Annotated in this window: 15 protein-coding genes and 1 pseudogene; 7 read left to right on the forward strand and 9 right to left on the reverse strand. The window is 40.3% G+C overall.

What is annotated here, in order from left to right; genetic code table 11:
• The 5 genes from htpX to bioB all read right to left on the reverse strand — a co-directional run bounded on the left by htpX (window position 1) and on the right by bioB (window position 4,771).
• The gene (htpX, locus tag PVK79_RS14400) at window positions 1-864 is read right to left on the reverse strand and encodes a protease HtpX (protein WP_064666216.1); all 864 of its coding nucleotides are present in this window, start codon (window positions 862-864) and stop codon (window positions 1-3) included.
• A gap of 139 nt (window positions 865-1,003) precedes the next feature.
• The gene (gene bioD, locus PVK79_RS14405; protein ID WP_257326057.1) at window positions 1,004-1,687 is read right to left on the reverse strand and encodes a dethiobiotin synthase; all 684 of its coding nucleotides are present in this window, start codon (window positions 1,685-1,687) and stop codon (window positions 1,004-1,006) included.
• 18 nt (window positions 1,688-1,705) lie between these two features.
• Window positions 1,706-2,524 (reverse strand): methyltransferase domain-containing protein, encoded by an 819-nt coding sequence (locus PVK79_RS14410; protein ID WP_145233308.1) that lies wholly within the window; start codon window positions 2,522-2,524, stop codon window positions 1,706-1,708.
• On the reverse strand, window positions 2,521-3,675 hold the full coding sequence (locus tag PVK79_RS14415) for an aminotransferase class I/II-fold pyridoxal phosphate-dependent enzyme (protein ID WP_182759294.1): 1,155 nt from the start codon (window positions 3,673-3,675) through the stop codon (window positions 2,521-2,523). The genes PVK79_RS14410 and PVK79_RS14415 overlap by 4 nt, the downstream gene beginning before the upstream one ends.
• A 55-nt stretch (window positions 3,676-3,730) precedes the next feature.
• Window positions 3,731-4,771 carry a biotin synthase BioB gene (gene bioB, locus PVK79_RS14420; protein ID WP_257326058.1) on the reverse strand — a complete coding sequence of 347 codons (1,041 nt, stop codon included), beginning with the start codon at window positions 4,769-4,771 and terminating at the stop codon, window positions 3,731-3,733.
• 95 nt (window positions 4,772-4,866) lie between these two features.
• On the opposite strand from bioB, the gene bioA reads away from it, so the two are divergent.
• Window positions 4,867-6,156 (forward strand): adenosylmethionine--8-amino-7-oxononanoate transaminase, encoded by a 1,290-nt coding sequence (gene bioA / locus PVK79_RS14425; protein ID WP_257326059.1) that lies wholly within the window; start codon window positions 4,867-4,869, stop codon window positions 6,154-6,156.
• Between the two features lie 54 nt (window positions 6,157-6,210).
• On the opposite strand, the gene PVK79_RS14430 is transcribed toward bioA, so the two are convergent.
• A complete protein-coding gene (locus PVK79_RS14430) occupies window positions 6,211-6,645 on the reverse strand; it encodes an AAA family ATPase (protein WP_145233300.1) in 435 nt (144 codons plus the stop codon).
• Window positions 6,646-6,932: 287 nt separating this feature from the next.
• On the opposite strand from PVK79_RS14430, the gene asnS reads away from it, so the two are divergent.
• From asnS to PVK79_RS14450, 4 genes are all read left to right on the forward strand, one after another.
• Window positions 6,933-8,330 carry an asparagine--tRNA ligase gene (gene asnS, locus PVK79_RS14435; protein WP_182718872.1) on the forward strand — a complete coding sequence of 466 codons (1,398 nt, stop codon included), beginning with the start codon at window positions 6,933-6,935 and terminating at the stop codon, window positions 8,328-8,330.
• Between the two features lie 169 nt (window positions 8,331-8,499).
• A complete protein-coding gene (locus PVK79_RS14440; RefSeq protein ID WP_257326060.1) occupies window positions 8,500-10,041 on the forward strand; it encodes a methyl-accepting chemotaxis protein in 1,542 nt (513 codons plus the stop codon).
• A gap of 265 nt (window positions 10,042-10,306) precedes the next feature.
• A complete protein-coding gene (locus PVK79_RS14445) occupies window positions 10,307-10,795 on the forward strand; it encodes a hypothetical protein (RefSeq protein WP_257326061.1) in 489 nt (162 codons plus the stop codon).
• 187 nt (window positions 10,796-10,982) lie between these two features.
• On the forward strand, window positions 10,983-11,402 hold the full coding sequence (locus PVK79_RS14450; protein ID WP_257326062.1) for a nuclear transport factor 2 family protein: 420 nt from the start codon (window positions 10,983-10,985) through the stop codon (window positions 11,400-11,402).
• A gap of 333 nt (window positions 11,403-11,735) precedes the next feature.
• Here PVK79_RS14450 and PVK79_RS14455 read toward each other — a convergent pair whose 3' ends face one another.
• Entirely contained in the window at window positions 11,736-13,307 is a 1,572-nt protein-coding gene (locus PVK79_RS14455) for a methyl-accepting chemotaxis protein (RefSeq protein ID WP_257326063.1), read from the reverse strand.
• A 355-nt stretch (window positions 13,308-13,662) separates the two neighbouring features.
• Window positions 13,663-14,126, reverse strand: a pseudogene (locus tag PVK79_RS23580) (DDE-type integrase/transposase/recombinase).
• A gap of 601 nt (window positions 14,127-14,727) precedes the next feature.
• Here PVK79_RS23580 and PVK79_RS14465 point away from each other — a divergent pair.
• Window positions 14,728-15,081 (forward strand): hypothetical protein, encoded by a 354-nt coding sequence (locus tag PVK79_RS14465; RefSeq protein ID WP_182735875.1) that lies wholly within the window; start codon window positions 14,728-14,730, stop codon window positions 15,079-15,081.
• Between the two features lie 68 nt (window positions 15,082-15,149).
• Here PVK79_RS14465 and ltrA read toward each other — a convergent pair whose 3' ends face one another.
• Window positions 15,150-16,505 (reverse strand): group II intron reverse transcriptase/maturase, encoded by a 1,356-nt coding sequence (gene ltrA / locus PVK79_RS14470; protein ID WP_257324051.1) that lies wholly within the window; start codon window positions 16,503-16,505, stop codon window positions 15,150-15,152.
• A gap of 640 nt (window positions 16,506-17,145) precedes the next feature.
• Here ltrA and PVK79_RS14475 point away from each other — a divergent pair.
• Window positions 17,146-17,451, forward strand: coding sequence for a hypothetical protein (locus tag PVK79_RS14475; protein ID WP_182735900.1), 306 nt, complete (start codon window positions 17,146-17,148; stop codon window positions 17,449-17,451).
• Window positions 17,452-17,472 lie beyond the last annotated feature (21 nt).

Here is a 17,472-nt window from a genome sequence, read left to right on the forward strand (position 1 = left end):
TTAACGACGTAGTGCGTCTATACGTGCGTCAAGCGGTGGGTGAGATGAAAACAACTCAGCCATGCCTTTACCACTGGCAATACCAAAGGCCATCATTGAGCCTTCTAATTGCGATGGGTGGTTTTGCTTTAATCGCTCAAGGGCTGAACGCATTTTATCTGCGCCTACCAACTGAGCTGCGCCGTTATCGGCTGCAAATTCACGTTTTCGGCTGTAATGGGCAACCACTATGCTTGCCAATACACCAAATAATACTTGGAATAACATATCGAATAAGAAGTAAGTCCAGCTGCTGCCGCCCTCTTCTTCATCGCTATTGATAAAGTTATCTACAATGCCAGCCAGCACTTTCGCGGCAAAAATAACAAAAGTATTAACCACACCTTGAATAAGCGTTAGCGTTACCATGTCGCCATTAGCAACATGCGATACTTCGTGCGCCAGTACGGCTTCTGCTTGATCTTGGCTCATGTTATGTAATAAACCCGTACTTACCGCCACCAACGAATTATTTTTACTTGGGCCGGTTGCAAAGGCGTTCATTTCTGGGCTGTCGTAAATCGCCACTTCTGGCATGTTAATGCCGGCTTTTTTAGCTTGAGCAGCCACAGTGTTTACCAGCCATTGTTCGGTTTCGGTACGAGGTTGGGTGATCACTTGCGCACCGGTTGATTTTTTTGCGATCCATTTCGACATAAATAACGAAATAAACGATCCACCAAAACCAAATACAGTCGCAATTAGTAAAATTCCGCCAAGGCTACGATGGCTTAAGCCCAGCGCACTCATTATGATTGAAAGCACCACACCTAATACCAACATAACCGCGAGGTTAGTTAATAAAAACAAAAATACACGTTTCATACGAGTTCTCCAAAAATAACATTTATTGCTGAGCGATTTACTATGTTTGATCGGCTTTGAGCAATCACTGCGTTATGACACACTATGTCATAACGTCAGCGCTATTCTGTGACAAACTATGTCACAACACAAGGGTTATTTATGGATTTATTGATAATTTTTCAAGCAGGGTTTTATAAATTTGTAATTTAGGGCTTTGCTCTGTGTATGGGCTAATGGCAAGCAGTGGAAATGGTAAACGTGTTTTCAGTGAATCTAGGTTTGCTTGGTATTCATCCATAGTGGCATCAACTTGGTTAGCAATCCAGCCAATGCAATTAACACCCATACTTTGCATATGTGCTGCCGTGAGTAATGCATGATTTATACAGCCTAGTTTCATCCCGACCACTAATATTACTGGCAGTTGCTCTGCTTTTACCCAGTCGTATAAATACTCGTTATTATTAATAGGTAAAGCCCAACCCCCCGCGCCTTCTGTTAACAGGTAATCTGCGCCTTGTTGCTTAACATGTTGATAAGCCATGCTCAGCTTTTCTACTGTTATGTTTATACCCGCTTGCTCTGCAGCTATGTGGGGAGCTATTGGCGGCGCAAATGCAAATGGGTTAATTATGTCGTATTTAGCGCTGACTGTGGCACTTTCCATTAGCATTAGCGCATCGGAGTTTACGAGCTGCTCAAACGCCATTTCACACCCAGAGGCAATCGGCTTAAAACCTATTGCGCGCTTTTTATGTTGTGCGAGTAACTTTAACAGCAAACTGGTTACATGAGTTTTACCGGCGTCGGTATCGGTACCGGTAATAAAAAACTGGTTCATGGCATGGCCTTATTATTTTTACTGGGCTTTTTCTAATGATAACAATACTACATGGTAAGATACATGGGCTTTATTGTTTACAAGCGGATAGGCATCACAGACTTTTTTTAGTGCTGATTTAGTTAATAAACCACGACGACTTGTTGCATGATTTTGTGTGGTGGCACCAATGGCTTTAATCGATTTTATAGCCGCTAATGCACTGCTGTGTTGATCGGTATAAATGACTTTTTTTGAGGTATTGATCTTAAACCCTGCCTTTTCGACCGATTGGTTTATATTATTATGGCTTGCAAACTGATTAATATGATTATGTGAATCAAGCGCTGCAAAGGCGGTTTTTATCTCGTTTAATGACCCTGCAACAACCGTACTAATGTAAGCTTGCCCGCCTGGTTTTAATGCTTGGTAAAGCGAGTGCATTAAGGTTTCAAAATTAGCAGACCACTGCAGCGCAAAATTACTAAATAGCACATCAATACTATTAGCTTGCAGCGGTAAGTTATCCATATCGGCGCACAGTTTAGGGGTGTTTAAGGCACTGCTTTTTAGCATGTTAAAACTTAAATCTATGGCAACAACTTGGCCAAATAATGCCCTTAAAGCCTGAGTATTAACAAGCGGCCCTGCGCCTAGGTCAACACAGAGCTTTTTAGGGTTTGCACTAATGAGTTTAAATAAATCATTCGCCGCTTGTTTTTGCACATTAGCATGCAGGCTGTAACTGTTTGCTGCTTTTGAAAAGTTATGTGCTGTGGTTTTTTTTAAAGCCTGAGTAGCTAAATACACTGTAGTGGGGCTAAGTGGCTTAGTTTTAATTGCCTGCGGGCTTATCATGAAATGACCTTTTGTAAACTACCAACGAGTTGTTTTATATCGTCATGGGTGTGGGCTGCACTTAAGGTAATACGCAAACGCGAGGTATTGTGTAAAACAGTTGGCGGGCGAATAGCCGTTAGCCAAATGCCCTGCTGCTTTAGTTGCTCACTGGCTTTTAACGTTTGCTCAGCGCAGCCTAAAACAATCGGTTGAATCGCGGTGTTTGATTCCATTAACGCAATGTGCTGCTCTTTAGCTAGGCGTTTAAATAGCGCAATATTAGCATTTAATTTGGCTCGCCTGTCGTTGGCGTCTCTTATGCTTTTAATACGTGCCAAAGTATGAGCGGCAATAAACGGTGACATAGCGGTTGAGTAGGTATAATCACGATTAAACTGCAGCATGTAATCTATAAAATGCTGCGAACCTAATACGCACGCCCCACTACTCGCAACCGCTTTACCAAAGGTGATCACTAAAATATCGGGCAAGGTGTCGGCTGCAATTAAGGCTTCACAACTGCCAAGCCCCGATTTTCCTAAAACACCAAAACCATGGGCGTCGTCTATCATTAACCAGGCGTTATGCTGCTTTGCTAAGGTAAATAGCGCTTTAATTGGCGCGGTATCACCATCCATTGAGAACACACCTTCAGACACGATGAGCTTATTGCGCGCTTTTGATTTTTCTAGCCGTGAGCGTAAATGGTTTATATCGTTATGGTTAAAGCGTACTAACGCGGCGTTAGCGTGTAATGCGCCATCAATTAAACTGGCATGATTGAGTTTATCTTGAAAAATCGCACTGTGTTGCGCTGTCGCTTTATCTTGAAACAAGGCTTTAATAACACTGCTATTTGCGCTAAAGCCCGAATTAAACAACATGCCAGCCTCATAACCCAAAGCACTACATAAAGCTTGCTCAAGCGCTTGCTGTGGTTGTTGATAACCTGTCACCAATGCTGAACTGTGGCTACCTAGCAATGGCGCACTGGTTAACTCAACCGGCGAATCGCCAAACCCTAAGTAATCGTTACTCGCAAAGTTAAGGTAGGTTTTATCATTAACCGTAATAGTGCGCGCCGTTGCGCTTTGCACTACATAGCGTTTACGCAAGAGCTGCTGCGCTTTGCGTTCATCTAAATGGGTGTTTATAAATTCAAATGACATAAATGCTTTAACCTGCAACGTGATACTTTAAACTATTATCATAGTACTGAGCGCTTTACGCTTCGTAAAACATCTCAGAGGTTGCTTTATCTGCCACTTGCGATGACAAAGACGCAGCAACGGCTTCATCTGAATAATCGTGGCGTGTTTCTGGGTTCATCCCAAGCTTTTTAATTAATTGCATGTCGGCATCGGCTTCTGGATTTTCTGTTGTTAATAGTTTATCGCCATAAAATATAGAGTTTGCGCCTGCAAAAAAGCACATTGATTGCATTTGCTCATTCATCGCATTACGTCCTGCTGATAAACGTACATAACTGTGTGGCATCATAATACGTGCTGTGGCAATGGTACGAATAAACTCAAACTGATCTAAGTCATCAACATTTTCAAGCGGTGTCCCTTTTACCTTTACTAGCATATTAATTGGCACGCTTTCGGGCTGCTGGGGTAAATTAGCTAACTGCATTAATAAGCCATAACGATCGCTTGCTTGCTCCCCCATACCCACAATACCGCCCGAGCAGACTTTCATACCAGCGTCTCGCACATTACCTATAGTATCAAGACGGTCTTGAAAGGTGCGAGTTGATATAATTTGCTCATAGTACTCAGGTGAGGTGTCGAGGTTGTGGTTATAGTAATCAAGCCCTGCACTGCGCAGTTCATGGGCTTTTTCGTTATTTAACATGCCTAAAGTCATACAGGTTTCAAGGCCAAGGGCTTTTACTTCTTTTACCATTTGCGAAATGTATGGCATGTCTCTGTCTTTTGGATCTGACCATGCAGCCCCCATACAGAAACGTGTGGCGCCTTTTTGTTTTGCTAACCGCGCTTGCTCTACCACTTTTTCTACTTCTATTAGGCGTTCGCGTTCTAAATCAGTTTTGTAATGACCCGATTGCGGGCAATATTTACAGTCTTCTGGGCAGGCACCGGTTTTGATTGATAACAACGTAGAAATTTGTACTTCGTTTGGATTAAAATTAGCGCGATGCACAGAGGCGGCTTTAAACAATAAATCGTTAAATGGCATTTCAAATAAGGCTTTCACCTCACTGTGGGTCCAATCGTGTCGAACAGTTGCAAGCTCCATAATACTCTCTTTTATTTTTTGCTCTTGGTGTTATTGGCTTAGAATACGTATTGCCGTACCATTGTCAACGAACCTAAATAGAATTGAGTTTACGAATGAATAAAAAACAATCGATTGACCTTGATTTTGATCGTCAACATATTTGGCATCCATACACATCAATGATCCAGCCGTTGCCTGTATACCCTGTTAGCCACACTCGCGATAATCGAATTTTCCTTGCCACCGGCGAAGTGCTAATAGATGGTATGGCCTCTTGGTGGAGTGCTATTCATGGTTATGGTCATCCGGTATTGAAAAATGCAGTGATTGAGCAAGTATATAAAATGAGCCATGTAATGTTTGGTGGCATAACCCACCAGCCAGCAGTAGAGCTCTGTAAAAAGCTGGTTGCAATAACCCCGAGTAAGTTGCAAAAAGTATTTTTAGCCGACAGCGGCTCGGTAAGTGTTGAAGTGGCGATAAAAATGGCTTTGCAATATTGGCTTAGTCAAGGAGTAACCAGCAAACAAAAACTGATGACGCCTTATAAAGGCTATCATGGCGATACCTTCGCTGCGATGAGCGTATGTGATCCTATTAATTCAATGCACTCTTTATACCAAGGCTTTTTACCAGAGCATGTATTTGTGCCTGCACCAAAGACTCAGTTTGGACAACAATTCGATAAACAAGAAGCACACCACCTCGCACAGTATTTCGAAGAACATCATCAGCATGTTGCAGCTTTTATCATCGAGCCAATTGTACAAAATGCAGGGGGAATGAACTTCTATCATCCAGAGTATTTAAGAACCGTGCGTGAACTATGCGATCGTTACGGTGTATTATTAATTTGTGATGAAATAGCCACAGGGTTTGGCCGCACAGGTAAGCTATTTGCCGTAGAACATGCTGATATTGAGCCAGATATTTTATGCATAGGTAAAGCACTCACAGGTGGCATGATGACGTTATCTGCAACATTAACCACAGATAAAATTGCCATTGGTATCAGCGAAGGTGAAGCTGGGGTGTTAATGCATGGCCCAACATTTATGGGCAATCCATTGGCCTGCGCTGTGGCTTGTGCGAGTATTGATTTATTACTTGAACAAGACTGGCAAGCACAAATAGCCCACCTAAACGATGCGCTGCAAGCATTACACCGTTGTAATGATCTTGAGCATGTTGTTGATGTAAGAACGTTAGGAGCAATTGGTGTGGTTGAACTCGATACTGTTATCGATGTAGCAAAGATACAAGCTTTCTTTGTTAGTAAAAATGTATGGATCCGCCCTTTTGGTAAGCTTATCTATTTAATGCCACCGTATATTAGTTGTTCAGGCGATATCTCCACATTAGCTGACGCTATTTACGCAGCAATTGCCGGAAAACATTATTAGCATATCATCAAGACCCTAAATAATTACCCAATCTAATCGTAATTTGGGTAACTATTACCACTCAAACATATAAGCCATTTTGCTGATCATTTTCAGTGGAATGTTATGGCTATTACGTTTGGCGTACAGGTGTTGCATTGATTTGTCTTTTACTTCACCCACAATCACTTCTTTAACTTGGTAGCCTAGTGCAACAGCGGCTTGGCTATAAGCAATAAATTCCCATTTCTTGATGTTAGTATTATCAACAATAATAAGTGGGATTTCTTGCGCTAACGCATTTATAAAACGAGCTAAATTTAAATTGTGGTATTGCGACAGTTTGAACTTATCAAACTGATACTCCCCTTGCTCATTATAAAAATAATCATCGGTCGAACAGATTAAGTATTGGCTTTGATCGCCCGCTACCATTTCATCGGCTAGGTTTTGCGCATAATAAGACTTACCACACCCTGGTAAACCACGTAAAATAAAGACTTGTTTCATAATACCTATATGTTTAGCAAGTTAGTTTAAATATCGTAATTGCATATAATGCCACAAAACCCGTTTTTATCGCAGTGAAAATCGCCTTTAAATTTTGATCTAAGTTGTTTCTTATCACAAAAAATTAAAGTTCTAGGTTTTAAACGACAAAAAACCACAAAAATGCAAAAGAATAAGCAAAGAGTTACTTTTGAATGTTTTTTTATTTTACATTCAAAGGTAAGATACACCGTTCAAGTGCAATAGCGCACATATTAATGTAGGCAACTTATATCATTGGAGTGAAGATGAGCCACTTAGCGATTTCAGAGCTATTAAAAGGCAAGGTTGCGGTAGACAGCCAAGTAACAATTAAAGGCTGGATCCGTACACGCCGCGATTCAAAAGCAGGAATTTCATTTTTAGCCGTTCATGACGGTTCGTGTTTTGATCCTATTCAAGCGGTAGTACCTAATTCACTAAATAATTATGATGAAGTTACTAGCCTAACAGCCGGTTGCTCTGTGTCAGTTACTGGTGTTTTAGTACAATCAGCAGGCCAAGGTCAATCTTTCGAAATTCAAGCAAATAGCGTACAGGTACTTGGTTGGGTAGAAAACCCAGACTCATACCCAATGTCGGCAAAACGCCACAGCATTGAGTATTTACGTGAGCACGCTCACCTTCGCCCACGTACCAATATGATTGGTGCGGTAACACGTGTACGTAACTGTTTAGCGCAAGCTATTCACCGTTTCTACCATGAGCAAGGTTATTACTGGATCAGCACCCCTATCATCACCGCAAGTGACTGTGAAGGTGCAGGCGAAATGTTCCGCGTATCAACGCTTGATATGCAAAACTTGCCACGTACAGATAAAGGCGATGTTGATTACAGCGAAGACTTCTTCGGTAAAGAAGCATTCCTTACTGTATCAGGTCAGTTAAATGGTGAGACTTACGCCTCAGCGATGTCAAAAATTTATACTTTTGGCCCGACTTTCCGTGCAGAGAATTCAAATACTTCTCGCCACTTGGCAGAGTTTTGGATGGTCGAGCCAGAAGTTGCGTTTGCTGATTTAGAAGATATCGCCAAACTTGCTGAAAACATGCTTAAGTATGTGTTCAAAGCGGTGCTTGAAGAACGTCGTGATGATATGGAATTTTTTGCTCAACGTGTAGAGAAAACAGCTATCACGCGCCTAGAAGAATTTGTTGAGAAAGATTTTGCACAAGTTGATTACACTGATGCAGTAGAAATTCTTAAAAGCTGTGGTAAGAAATTTGAATACGCCGTTGAATGGGGTGTTGACTTACAATCTGAGCACGAGCGTTACTTAGCAGAAGAGCACTTTAAAGCACCAGTGGTTATTAAAAACTACCCACGTGATATTAAAGCATTCTACATGCGCCAAAATGAAGACGGCAAAACCGTTGCTGCAATGGACGTTGTAGCACCAGGTATTGGCGAGATCATTGGTGGTTCACAGCGTGAAGAACGTCTTGATGTACTTGATGCACGTTTAGAAGAAATGGGCTTAAACAAAGAAGACTACAGCTGGTATCGCGACCTACGTAAATACGGTTCAGTACCACACTCTGGTTTTGGCTTAGGTTTCGAACGTTTAGTTGCCTATGTAACTGGTATGGGCAATGTACGTGACGTTATTGCCTTCCCACGTACAAAAGGCAGTGCAACTTACTAAAATGAGTTGATGCTCATTACTGCAATAGATTACTGCAAAAGCCAACCTTAGGGTTGGCTTTTTTGTTTGCTAAGTCAATCAGTCGACTTCCCTATTAGACCTTTTATTAATTGATTTTCTGTGCTTTATATTTAAGACTGAAAATTACAACTCAACAAAGGTCAATGGAATGAATTTAAAATCGCTATGCTATACACTCTTCGCTGTCAGTATTGGTTTTCTATATTACTTCGAGCAACTATCGATAGTCGCGGCGCTAATCATTGCAATTTTTACTGCTCTATTCGCTTTTACAGCCAAGTTAACTGACAAAAAACCAAACCCTGCGTCAGACATTAATAAACAGCCCCAACTCAGCAATGTTGCTCAAAACATCACAGTGGCAACCTCTCAAAATGCAATTGGTGCAGCAGAAGTCGGATTCTATGTAGATAGCCTAACTAAAGAAATTGATGGTTGTTACAGTGAAAGCGAATCGGTTAGCGCTGCAACACAGGCGTTATCCCATAACAGTAGTGAACTCACTAATAGTATCACCATCGTAAATGCAGCAATGTTGCAAACATCTCAGGCATCAACATCAGCAGAGCAACGCTTGCAAATAGCCACACAACAAATTGATTCGTTGTCTAACTCAATTACTAACGTCGCAAGTAAGTTAGATTTATTATTAAAAAGTGCAACTGATATTCAAAGCATTACCCAAGTTATTCAAACCATTGCTGAGCAAACTAATTTACTGGCATTAAATGCCGCCATAGAAGCTGCACGAGCGGGTGAACAAGGCAGAGGCTTTGCTGTAGTTGCAGATGAAGTACGTAATCTTGCCAATAAAACCAATCAAGCCACTAAACAAATTGCACAGATGCTAACTGAGATAAATACTAATAGCGTGCAAACAAATGATGATATGAAACAGGTTTCTTTACAAAGTGATGAAGTGAAAACCGAACTCGAAAATGTTACCCAAGCATTTGTAACAATAAATCATGATATTACAGACTCATCATCAACCTTAGAAAACATGCAGCAAGCAGTATCTGCTTTTCAACAAGCAACCACACAAATAAATACCTCTGTATCAAGTATCAGCCATTTGCTAGCTGAAATAGCAACCAAAGGTAACTCAATTTCATCACAAGCAGCTATGTTATCGATAGGATCTGAAACCATCTTTAGAGAGCTCAGTAAAGTTGAACACAATGCCTTTTTCAAGCCTATACTCAATGTAGCAACAACGGCAAGCAATGCAATCGCGGTAAAATTTACTGAGTTGCTAGAAACGAAGCAATTAACTGAAAAGCAGTTGTTCTCACAAGAATATCAAGCAATTAAAAATACTAACCCCACAAAATATACAACACCATACGATACTTTAACCGATAAAATTTTACCGCCAATTCAAGAGCCGATTCTTGAAAATGACAAAATTCTTTTTGCTGGTGCCGTAGACAAAAAAGGCTACTTCCCTACCCACAATAAGCGCTACAGCCAGCCACTAACTGGCAATTACCAACAAGATTTAGTGAATAACCGCACTAAACGTATTTTCAACGATGCCACCGGCAGCCGCTGTGGCAGCCACACTGAGAGCTTTTTACTACAGACCTACAAACGAGATACCGGTGAAATTTTACATGACCTATCAGTACCCATTTATGTAAATGGCAAACACTGGGGCGGTTTTAGAATTGGTTTTAAAAGTAGTTAAAAAGAAGCAGTAAGCCGTCAGCGATAAGCCATCAGCCATCAGCCATCAGCCATCAGCCATCAGCCATCAGCCATCAGCCAATTATTAACTGCCGTTTTGGGGCAAAATAACAAGCTTTGAATTTCACTATTTTAATTACTTGTTTACAAAAGTAATTATTGGTGGAATTATCAAGGTATGTAATAGATACCGTTTTGGGGTGTTATAAACCACCAAAATGGTGTTCAATAAGCGTTAGATTCACGCGGGACTACAAGGAATTTTCATGAAGAAATTAGTTTTAGTATTTTTAATCTTTTTGAATGGTTGCGTATCATTGCATTCTCCATATCCAGAAGGATATGAAGGGCCATCAGCGTTGGTAGCTAGTTCTGAAAACAGAGTTGATGGAAGCACCGTCCAAATATTTTATCTTGAAAAAGTAAATCAAAAACTAATTGTAAATTCTATGGGGGCATCAAGAGGAGCAACGCAAGGGCAAGGATTCAGTTTCACTTCTCAGTTAATAGAAACTGCCGTTCCTGCAATTGAAGCTACTTTTACTATTGTTGGTGCAACAGCTCATGCGGCTCCGATTCAGTCTTTATTTAGTGATAATTTAATTGTGCGTGGTGACATTACTTTTACTCCTGAGCCTCACGAAGAATATATAGTCAAAGGTGTTCTTAACTCTGAATATTCAGCTGTTTGGATAGAAAACAAGGAAACTGGAGAAATAGATAATAAGAAGATTGAGGAAACGCAAGTTAAGTGAATCTAACAAGTGAATAATGTCGTTCGTAAACTCACTGGGAATTTTACTCGCTGGCCTTCGGCCAAAACGCTCCTAAAATCCCCATATTCAAAGCGTTATATGCCGCAATTAAATTACCTACTTGGCTGTGGAAAACTTTTATGATCTGCCCAAGCATTAAACCTCATCACTAAAATTAAGGATAACTATGAAATGTATTGTCGTATCAATTATCGCAATTATGACTTTGTATACCAGTGATGTATTATCATGTACCGAAAGCAAGGATCCTGCAACTGTTGTGCAGGCAGAGTTAGATGCCTATAACGTACATGATGTTGATCTTTTTGCTAGTTGCTATTCATCTGATATACAGGTGAAAGATCTCAGAAAGAATGGTCTAGATCTAGCTGGTAAAGAAGATTTAGTAAAAACTTATCAATTTTTGAAAAGTGTTCCAGAAGAATACAAAGTAATACTTGAGCAAAGGATGGTCAATGGACCAATCGTAATCGACTATGAAAGATTAACAGGGTTAGGTGAAAAAGAAGAGGATAGGCTTGTTTTTGCTATATACGAAGTTCGTGATGGAAAAATTAAGAATGTTTGGTTTCCACCTCCTCTATAACTCATTTTTAGTTAAGATCTTGAAGCAATTGTATATAATCGGGTAACCGGAGGTCTCTAACCTCCAGCTCCAGCCCCACACCACCCTTCACTCACTATTTATTAACAAGAAGTGCAATGGGCGTTTCATCTCTCTTAATAAATATTGATCCAAATATCTCTCAATGACACTAAACCTTGTAAAGCTAAGTAGTTGTTGCCTAGCGTAATGTTAATTCCTTTTGTTTTTTAGCTTTGACAAGGGCCTTCGCTTCAGCAAGAGAATAACCGCGCTCATTAACCGCTTATCTATTAAAACGTTAATAGCCTTCGAGTAACCCCTTAGAATTTCAGTTTATTCCTGCAAAAATGTCGATAGTTGATCAACATGAGATTGTGTCTCATTGATTAATAACCCTATCTGAGCTGCGGCTTCGTTTGAAGTTTTGGCTAAATTACGGACTTCATCAGCCACCACTGCAAAACCCCTTCCCGCTTCACCAGCCCTCGCAGCTTCGATCGCAGCATTTAAAGCCAATAAATTCGTTTGATCAGCTACGGCATTTATGGTTGTAACGGTTGTCTGGATCTTGCCAAGAACCGACGACATAGAATGATGAGTTTCACTAACAAGTTTATTTCGAGATGACACATTGCTGCCAAAAACAACGTACTTAGAAATATCACCATTTAAATCCGTTATTGACGAAATGACACAATCTAATACCACCTCCGCGCCATTATGATTCAGTTTTATCATTACTTCTGTGGCTTCACCTTTTTCAAATTTCTGAATACGTGGTTTATCTAGGTAGTCTTTTAAATTACCAATCACCGATTGTATTTGAGCGTCATTCTCAATATGCAGCTGCTTTTTCGTATAATCATTCGCCGAAATGAACTGGCCATTTTGGTTAAATTCCAACACCGCTGAATGACTACTGATGGCATCTCTTTGATTAATTTGCTCCAATACTTGTCGTTTAATTTCACGCACATCAGAGCTAACACCAACAAAGCCAGTGTGTTCACCATATTTGTTAAAAATAGGATTCACCGACAAAACGATCCAGTAAGGCACGCCACTCTTATCAAAATTCAATATTTCTTCGTAAAAAGGCTGTCGTGCTTTTAAGTTTTTTGAAATTCGCTTAATGGTTTCTTTGTCCGTCTGCTCCCTTTGCAAAAAAACACTTGGCTTCTTCCCTTTCACTTCTTCCAAGGTATATCCTGATAAAGTTTCAAAGCCTGGATTGACATATTCGACAAAACCATTTTTATCCGTGATCAATACACTTGTACTTGTATTACTGACCACCTGAGAAAGCAATTTGAGCTGTTCGTTATTGGTATTATCAGATCGTTTAGATAGAACAAAAGCACTTAATTTTTCGTTTTCTGAATTAAGAAGGTGATGATGAACATGGACATAAGCGTCTTGCTTTTCAGATAGACAAAGTAAGCAATCCTCGCTGTTAGAAGCCCTATTAAGAACTTCTAGTAGTTGGGGGTCTTTCTGGTCTAAATACAGAGAATCACTATTTATTGAATCAAAGTTAGCTGTAACAAGCTTGTTATTCATACCAAAAACCGCATACGAATCTTGGCCTAAACCGATTAATTTTTGCCAATTTAGCTCAGCCAAAATCTGCTCAGTGACTGGTTCAAAAACATAGAGCACACAAGACTCAAGGTGCTTAATCGTAAGAGGTGTTGTTTGCAACTTAAAGTGCAACCCTTTATCGCCTTTGATGTAATCACTACTTTTGTCGTGATGCTTCAACAAGAAAGTAAGGGCTTGATGATCATCTGGTTTGTTATATTTTTGGCTTAAAAAACCGTAAGCCTGATTGCTGGCAATAACCCTCTGCTCTCGATCAACAATGACTGCAGCGTCTTTATGAGTGATAACTACTTGCTCTGCCATTATTTCTGTCTTATTTGAACTAAACCACATAACATACCACTATTTAAAAATTCAAAATATTCATACGTTTAAAAGCATGTATTGGATCATAAAATCAAGTCACTTGCCTTGGAGGTACATTGCTTAGCAAAATATTTGAAGCTGACTTTTATTTTATGACCGAGAGCCAAGAAAAGGAGCTTTGCATTTCTTCAGCACAGATCATTAATTTACTTACAAGCTGTATCCATGAATCCCCATGTAAAGGCCGACAGAGTATTGTCAACTTATCAGCGGGAGCTAATTAAATTCGACCGAATACTCCTTAACTTAAATTTTGGACGCAACTAACCCTATCCTACTTTGCAAAGGATCGTTAACGAAAAAATCTATACTGGCTAGCTTTGAGTAAATGACAACCAAGTCAAAGAGATTATTTACCACTTCATGACAACTTAAAAAATGCTAGGCTTGCCCCTGTGATTTAAACTTACGTATCTGCCGTTCATGTTGTCGAGTAGGCTGATGTGATAACTGACATCGGTTATTTTCATATTGCACGGCAGAGTGTTTAACATTTGGTATTAAATTTATTTGAGCTGCGGTGTAACTGCGTAGTTTATCCATAACAACTTTAACTGGTGCTCCTTTCAGCCCCCTTGAGCAATTTTTTAAAGAAACGCATTGCCGCTTTTTTATCTTTACGCTTCTGGGTCATACTTTCTGTACCATTGACGAATAGTTTCGTAACTTACAATAATACTTCGAGATCAAGTCATTCTTCGATACCCCAAAGCTCAGTGTGAAACGGTAGTAAAGCCAGACTGCATGGCTGATGATTTATAGAGGATAAAGAGAACCTGCATAGATGTTTGAGTTTTTCATCTCAAGATTATGTTCTTTCTGTTCCAAATTGGGAATGGTCTCTTACAAGGCTGGAATAGAGAGTCATATTTAACAAGGGCTACGGAGGTGGTATTAATGTTGCCTATTTGGTTTTTTCTGATAGATCTTGGAATCCCTGTGTTGAGCTACTAACAGGCTGAAGCATGAAATTGTTAAATCCAAAAACTCTGAGTGAGTACTATATTTTTTTGCCATTAATACAACATGGAAAGTGCTCTACATTTATGCGGGATATTGCGAATGTAGTGCTAAGAGTTTTTAAATTTGTAAGGCAAGTTTGAACGATAAGCGGTCATAGCTAAAAGTTAAACTTATTCTTGTTTTGATGAGTAGGCTCATAATTTTGTCCAATAACATTATTAACCGCCGTTTTGGTGCAAAATAACAAGCTTTGAATTTCAGCTATTTTAATTACTTGTTTACAAAAGTAATTATTGGTGGAATTATCAAAGTATGTAATAGATACCGTTTTGAGGTTTTATAAACCACCAAAATGGTGTTCAATAAGCTGTTATATGTCCAAGGAGGAACCGAGGTGAGTGATAACCTGTATTTCAAATCAGCGATGTTTAAATCTAATAAATCTCTTGCTGAGTATGTGTTTTCTGAACTTAAAAAGTTGAATTTTAATCCAGAATCTCCTATCGACAGTGATTATATGTTTAGTATTGCTATGAACATCGACGGAGTGATGGTTGATGTGTACCTCGGTAAAAATGACGAGGAATTGGAAACTCCTTTATGGCAGATTTGGCCAGAACAACGCATCTCCTTTTTTAAGAAGTTTTTTGGTAAAGTCAATAAGTCACCTGAATTGAAAGCAAGACAAGTTATCGAAAACATCGCAAAAAACATTGAGGGCGTTACTGATGTCGCATGGGACATATAATCGGGTAGCCGGAGGTCTCTAACCTCCAGCCCCCACACCACCCATCATGCGGGTCCGCAATGGGCGGTTCATCTCCCGTAGTGAATATTGATCCAAATATCTCTTAATGACGCTAAACCTTGTGACGCTAGATAGTCATTGCCTATCGCAATGTTAATTCCTTTTGTTTTTGAGCTTCTACAAGGACCTTTACTGGTGATACCACATGCAATGGCGAGTCGTTCGCTAACACCCAATTTCATTAAACTGCGTACTTTGGTGCGAGGTTTACGCCATTGCCGCCAGTAGCACATTCTTATCCTACGGCGGATCCAGTGATCTAAATCCACCGTTAGCTGATAAGCGTTGGCTATTAGGTAGTAGTGTCCCCAGCCGCGCAAATACTGTGTGAGTTTATGAATTTGTAGGGTCATTGAGATCCCCCAGTTGCGGTTAGTGAGCTCCCTGACATTTGCTTTAAATTTCTTTAGCGCCTGTTCGTGGATCTGCACTTGACCGTAGCGGAAGGTAAACCCGAGAAATTTCGAGCCTGATACTGGACCGACCCGACTTTTCGATTCATTCACTTTGAGTTTTAATCGCTTAGTGATGAACGCAGTAATTTCCCGTTGGATTATTAGTCCTTCGCTTTTGGTTTTTACTAAAATGATTATGTCATCAGCGTAACGGGCAAACTTAAGGTGTTTGTAGGCTAGCTTCTTATCTAATTCATCGAGTAAAATATTGGAAAGTAAAGGGGATAATGGCCCACCTTGAGGGACTCCTTTGGTTGACTCAAACCACAGACCTGTTTCGCACTCTGCTACTCCCGCTCGTAGGTATTTACCGAGTAGGCGCATGAGTGCTTTGTCTTTGATTTTACGACCAACACGATTCATCAGCATGTCATGGTTTACTTCATCAAAGAACTTAGACAAGTCGATATCAACCGCTGTTTTATAACCTTGTTTAACACAAAATTGAACATGGTTCACTGCTTGACTGGCTCTTTTATGAGGACGATAACCATAACTATGTGGTGAAAATTGAGTCTCAAAGTAAGGGCTGATCACTTGAGCAATGGCTTGTTGGATCACTCTGTCGATAACAGAAGGGATCCCAAGCATTCGCTCACCGCCATCGGGTTTGGGTATCATCACGCGTTTGACTGGCAAGGGTTGATAAGTGCCGTTAAGTAATTGTTGTTTAATACCCAGCCAATGTAACTTAGCGAAGTGATTAAACTCTTCAATACTCATATTATCAATACCCGCAGCCCCTTTATTGCGCTTAACATGTTGCCATGCTGCACCAATATTGTGGTTGCTTAGTACCCTTGCCATCAGGTCATGATCTGTTTGGCTATATTCATTCGAGGTATTATTCACAGTAGAACGCTGTTCATCACTATCGCAACACGGTGATCTATGTGAATTCAAGTTCATTTGTAGTATCTCCTCTGGTTAAGATGTTCAGGCCTTCACCGTGTCCCCTCCATTACGATGGGCGTTTGGCTACTATGCCGTCTGCTGACTTCTGATAAATCACTCTAGCGATTACTCGATAAAGCGCGTCTAAACTAACGCTTGTTTACTGCTATTTCGCTCGCTGTAGGTCGCAGCAACCAAAGCGCCAAGGGTTGATCAACCAGTCCCTAACTGGTAATCTCCAAGCGTTAGCGCGGATGCGTGTTTATCAGATCTCCCCGAATAAGGTGCATCGACTTTCTCTGCACAACTGCATCATTTACGGTGGCCGTTAGATCACATGACTTCGCTATCTTGTGCTAGCTCGTCTTCAGCCTACGCCTCATATGATGTTTTTGTTCATCAGCTCGCAGATTTGCTAGCGGCTTCCTCCAGACTATCTCTCGCGATTTAGCCCTTGCCATTCGCTAGTAGTTATCGTTTAATAACAGTATGTTATTTAAACGGTGATCTTCCTACAGAGGACTTTCACCTCATAAGTCAATGCCCATGTCGGGCGTACACAAGTTAAACCATCGGAAAATCCCTCGCAGGCCAAACAACGGCCTATACGCTCGGACTCTCCGCTGTTTAAAGCGTTAGTGTTCATGGAGGAAAAATGAAAGTCCAGATAAAATCTTTCTCATCGCACCAAACTAGTAAAGTTATTGCTTTAGCGTTCGCACTATTCACAATTCCTTTTTCCATAATGGGAGTCATTGGTTTTTTCGTCGCTCCAGAAATGAAAACAAGCACTGGAGAAAGCATTCCTAATTTTCCGTTTTTAATTTTTGCATTAGCACCATTACTATACGGTTTTATGTTTTACATAATGAATAGACTCATGTGTTTCGGGTACAATTTTATTGCAAAGCGTGTCGGTGGCATTGAGTTTGAAACGGTTGAATCTGACAATGAACACTAACAAAACAATAAACATCATTCG

This window comes from Pseudoalteromonas rhizosphaerae (genome assembly GCF_028885455.1).
GTDB lineage: Bacteria > Pseudomonadota > Gammaproteobacteria > Enterobacterales > Alteromonadaceae > Pseudoalteromonas > Pseudoalteromonas rhizosphaerae.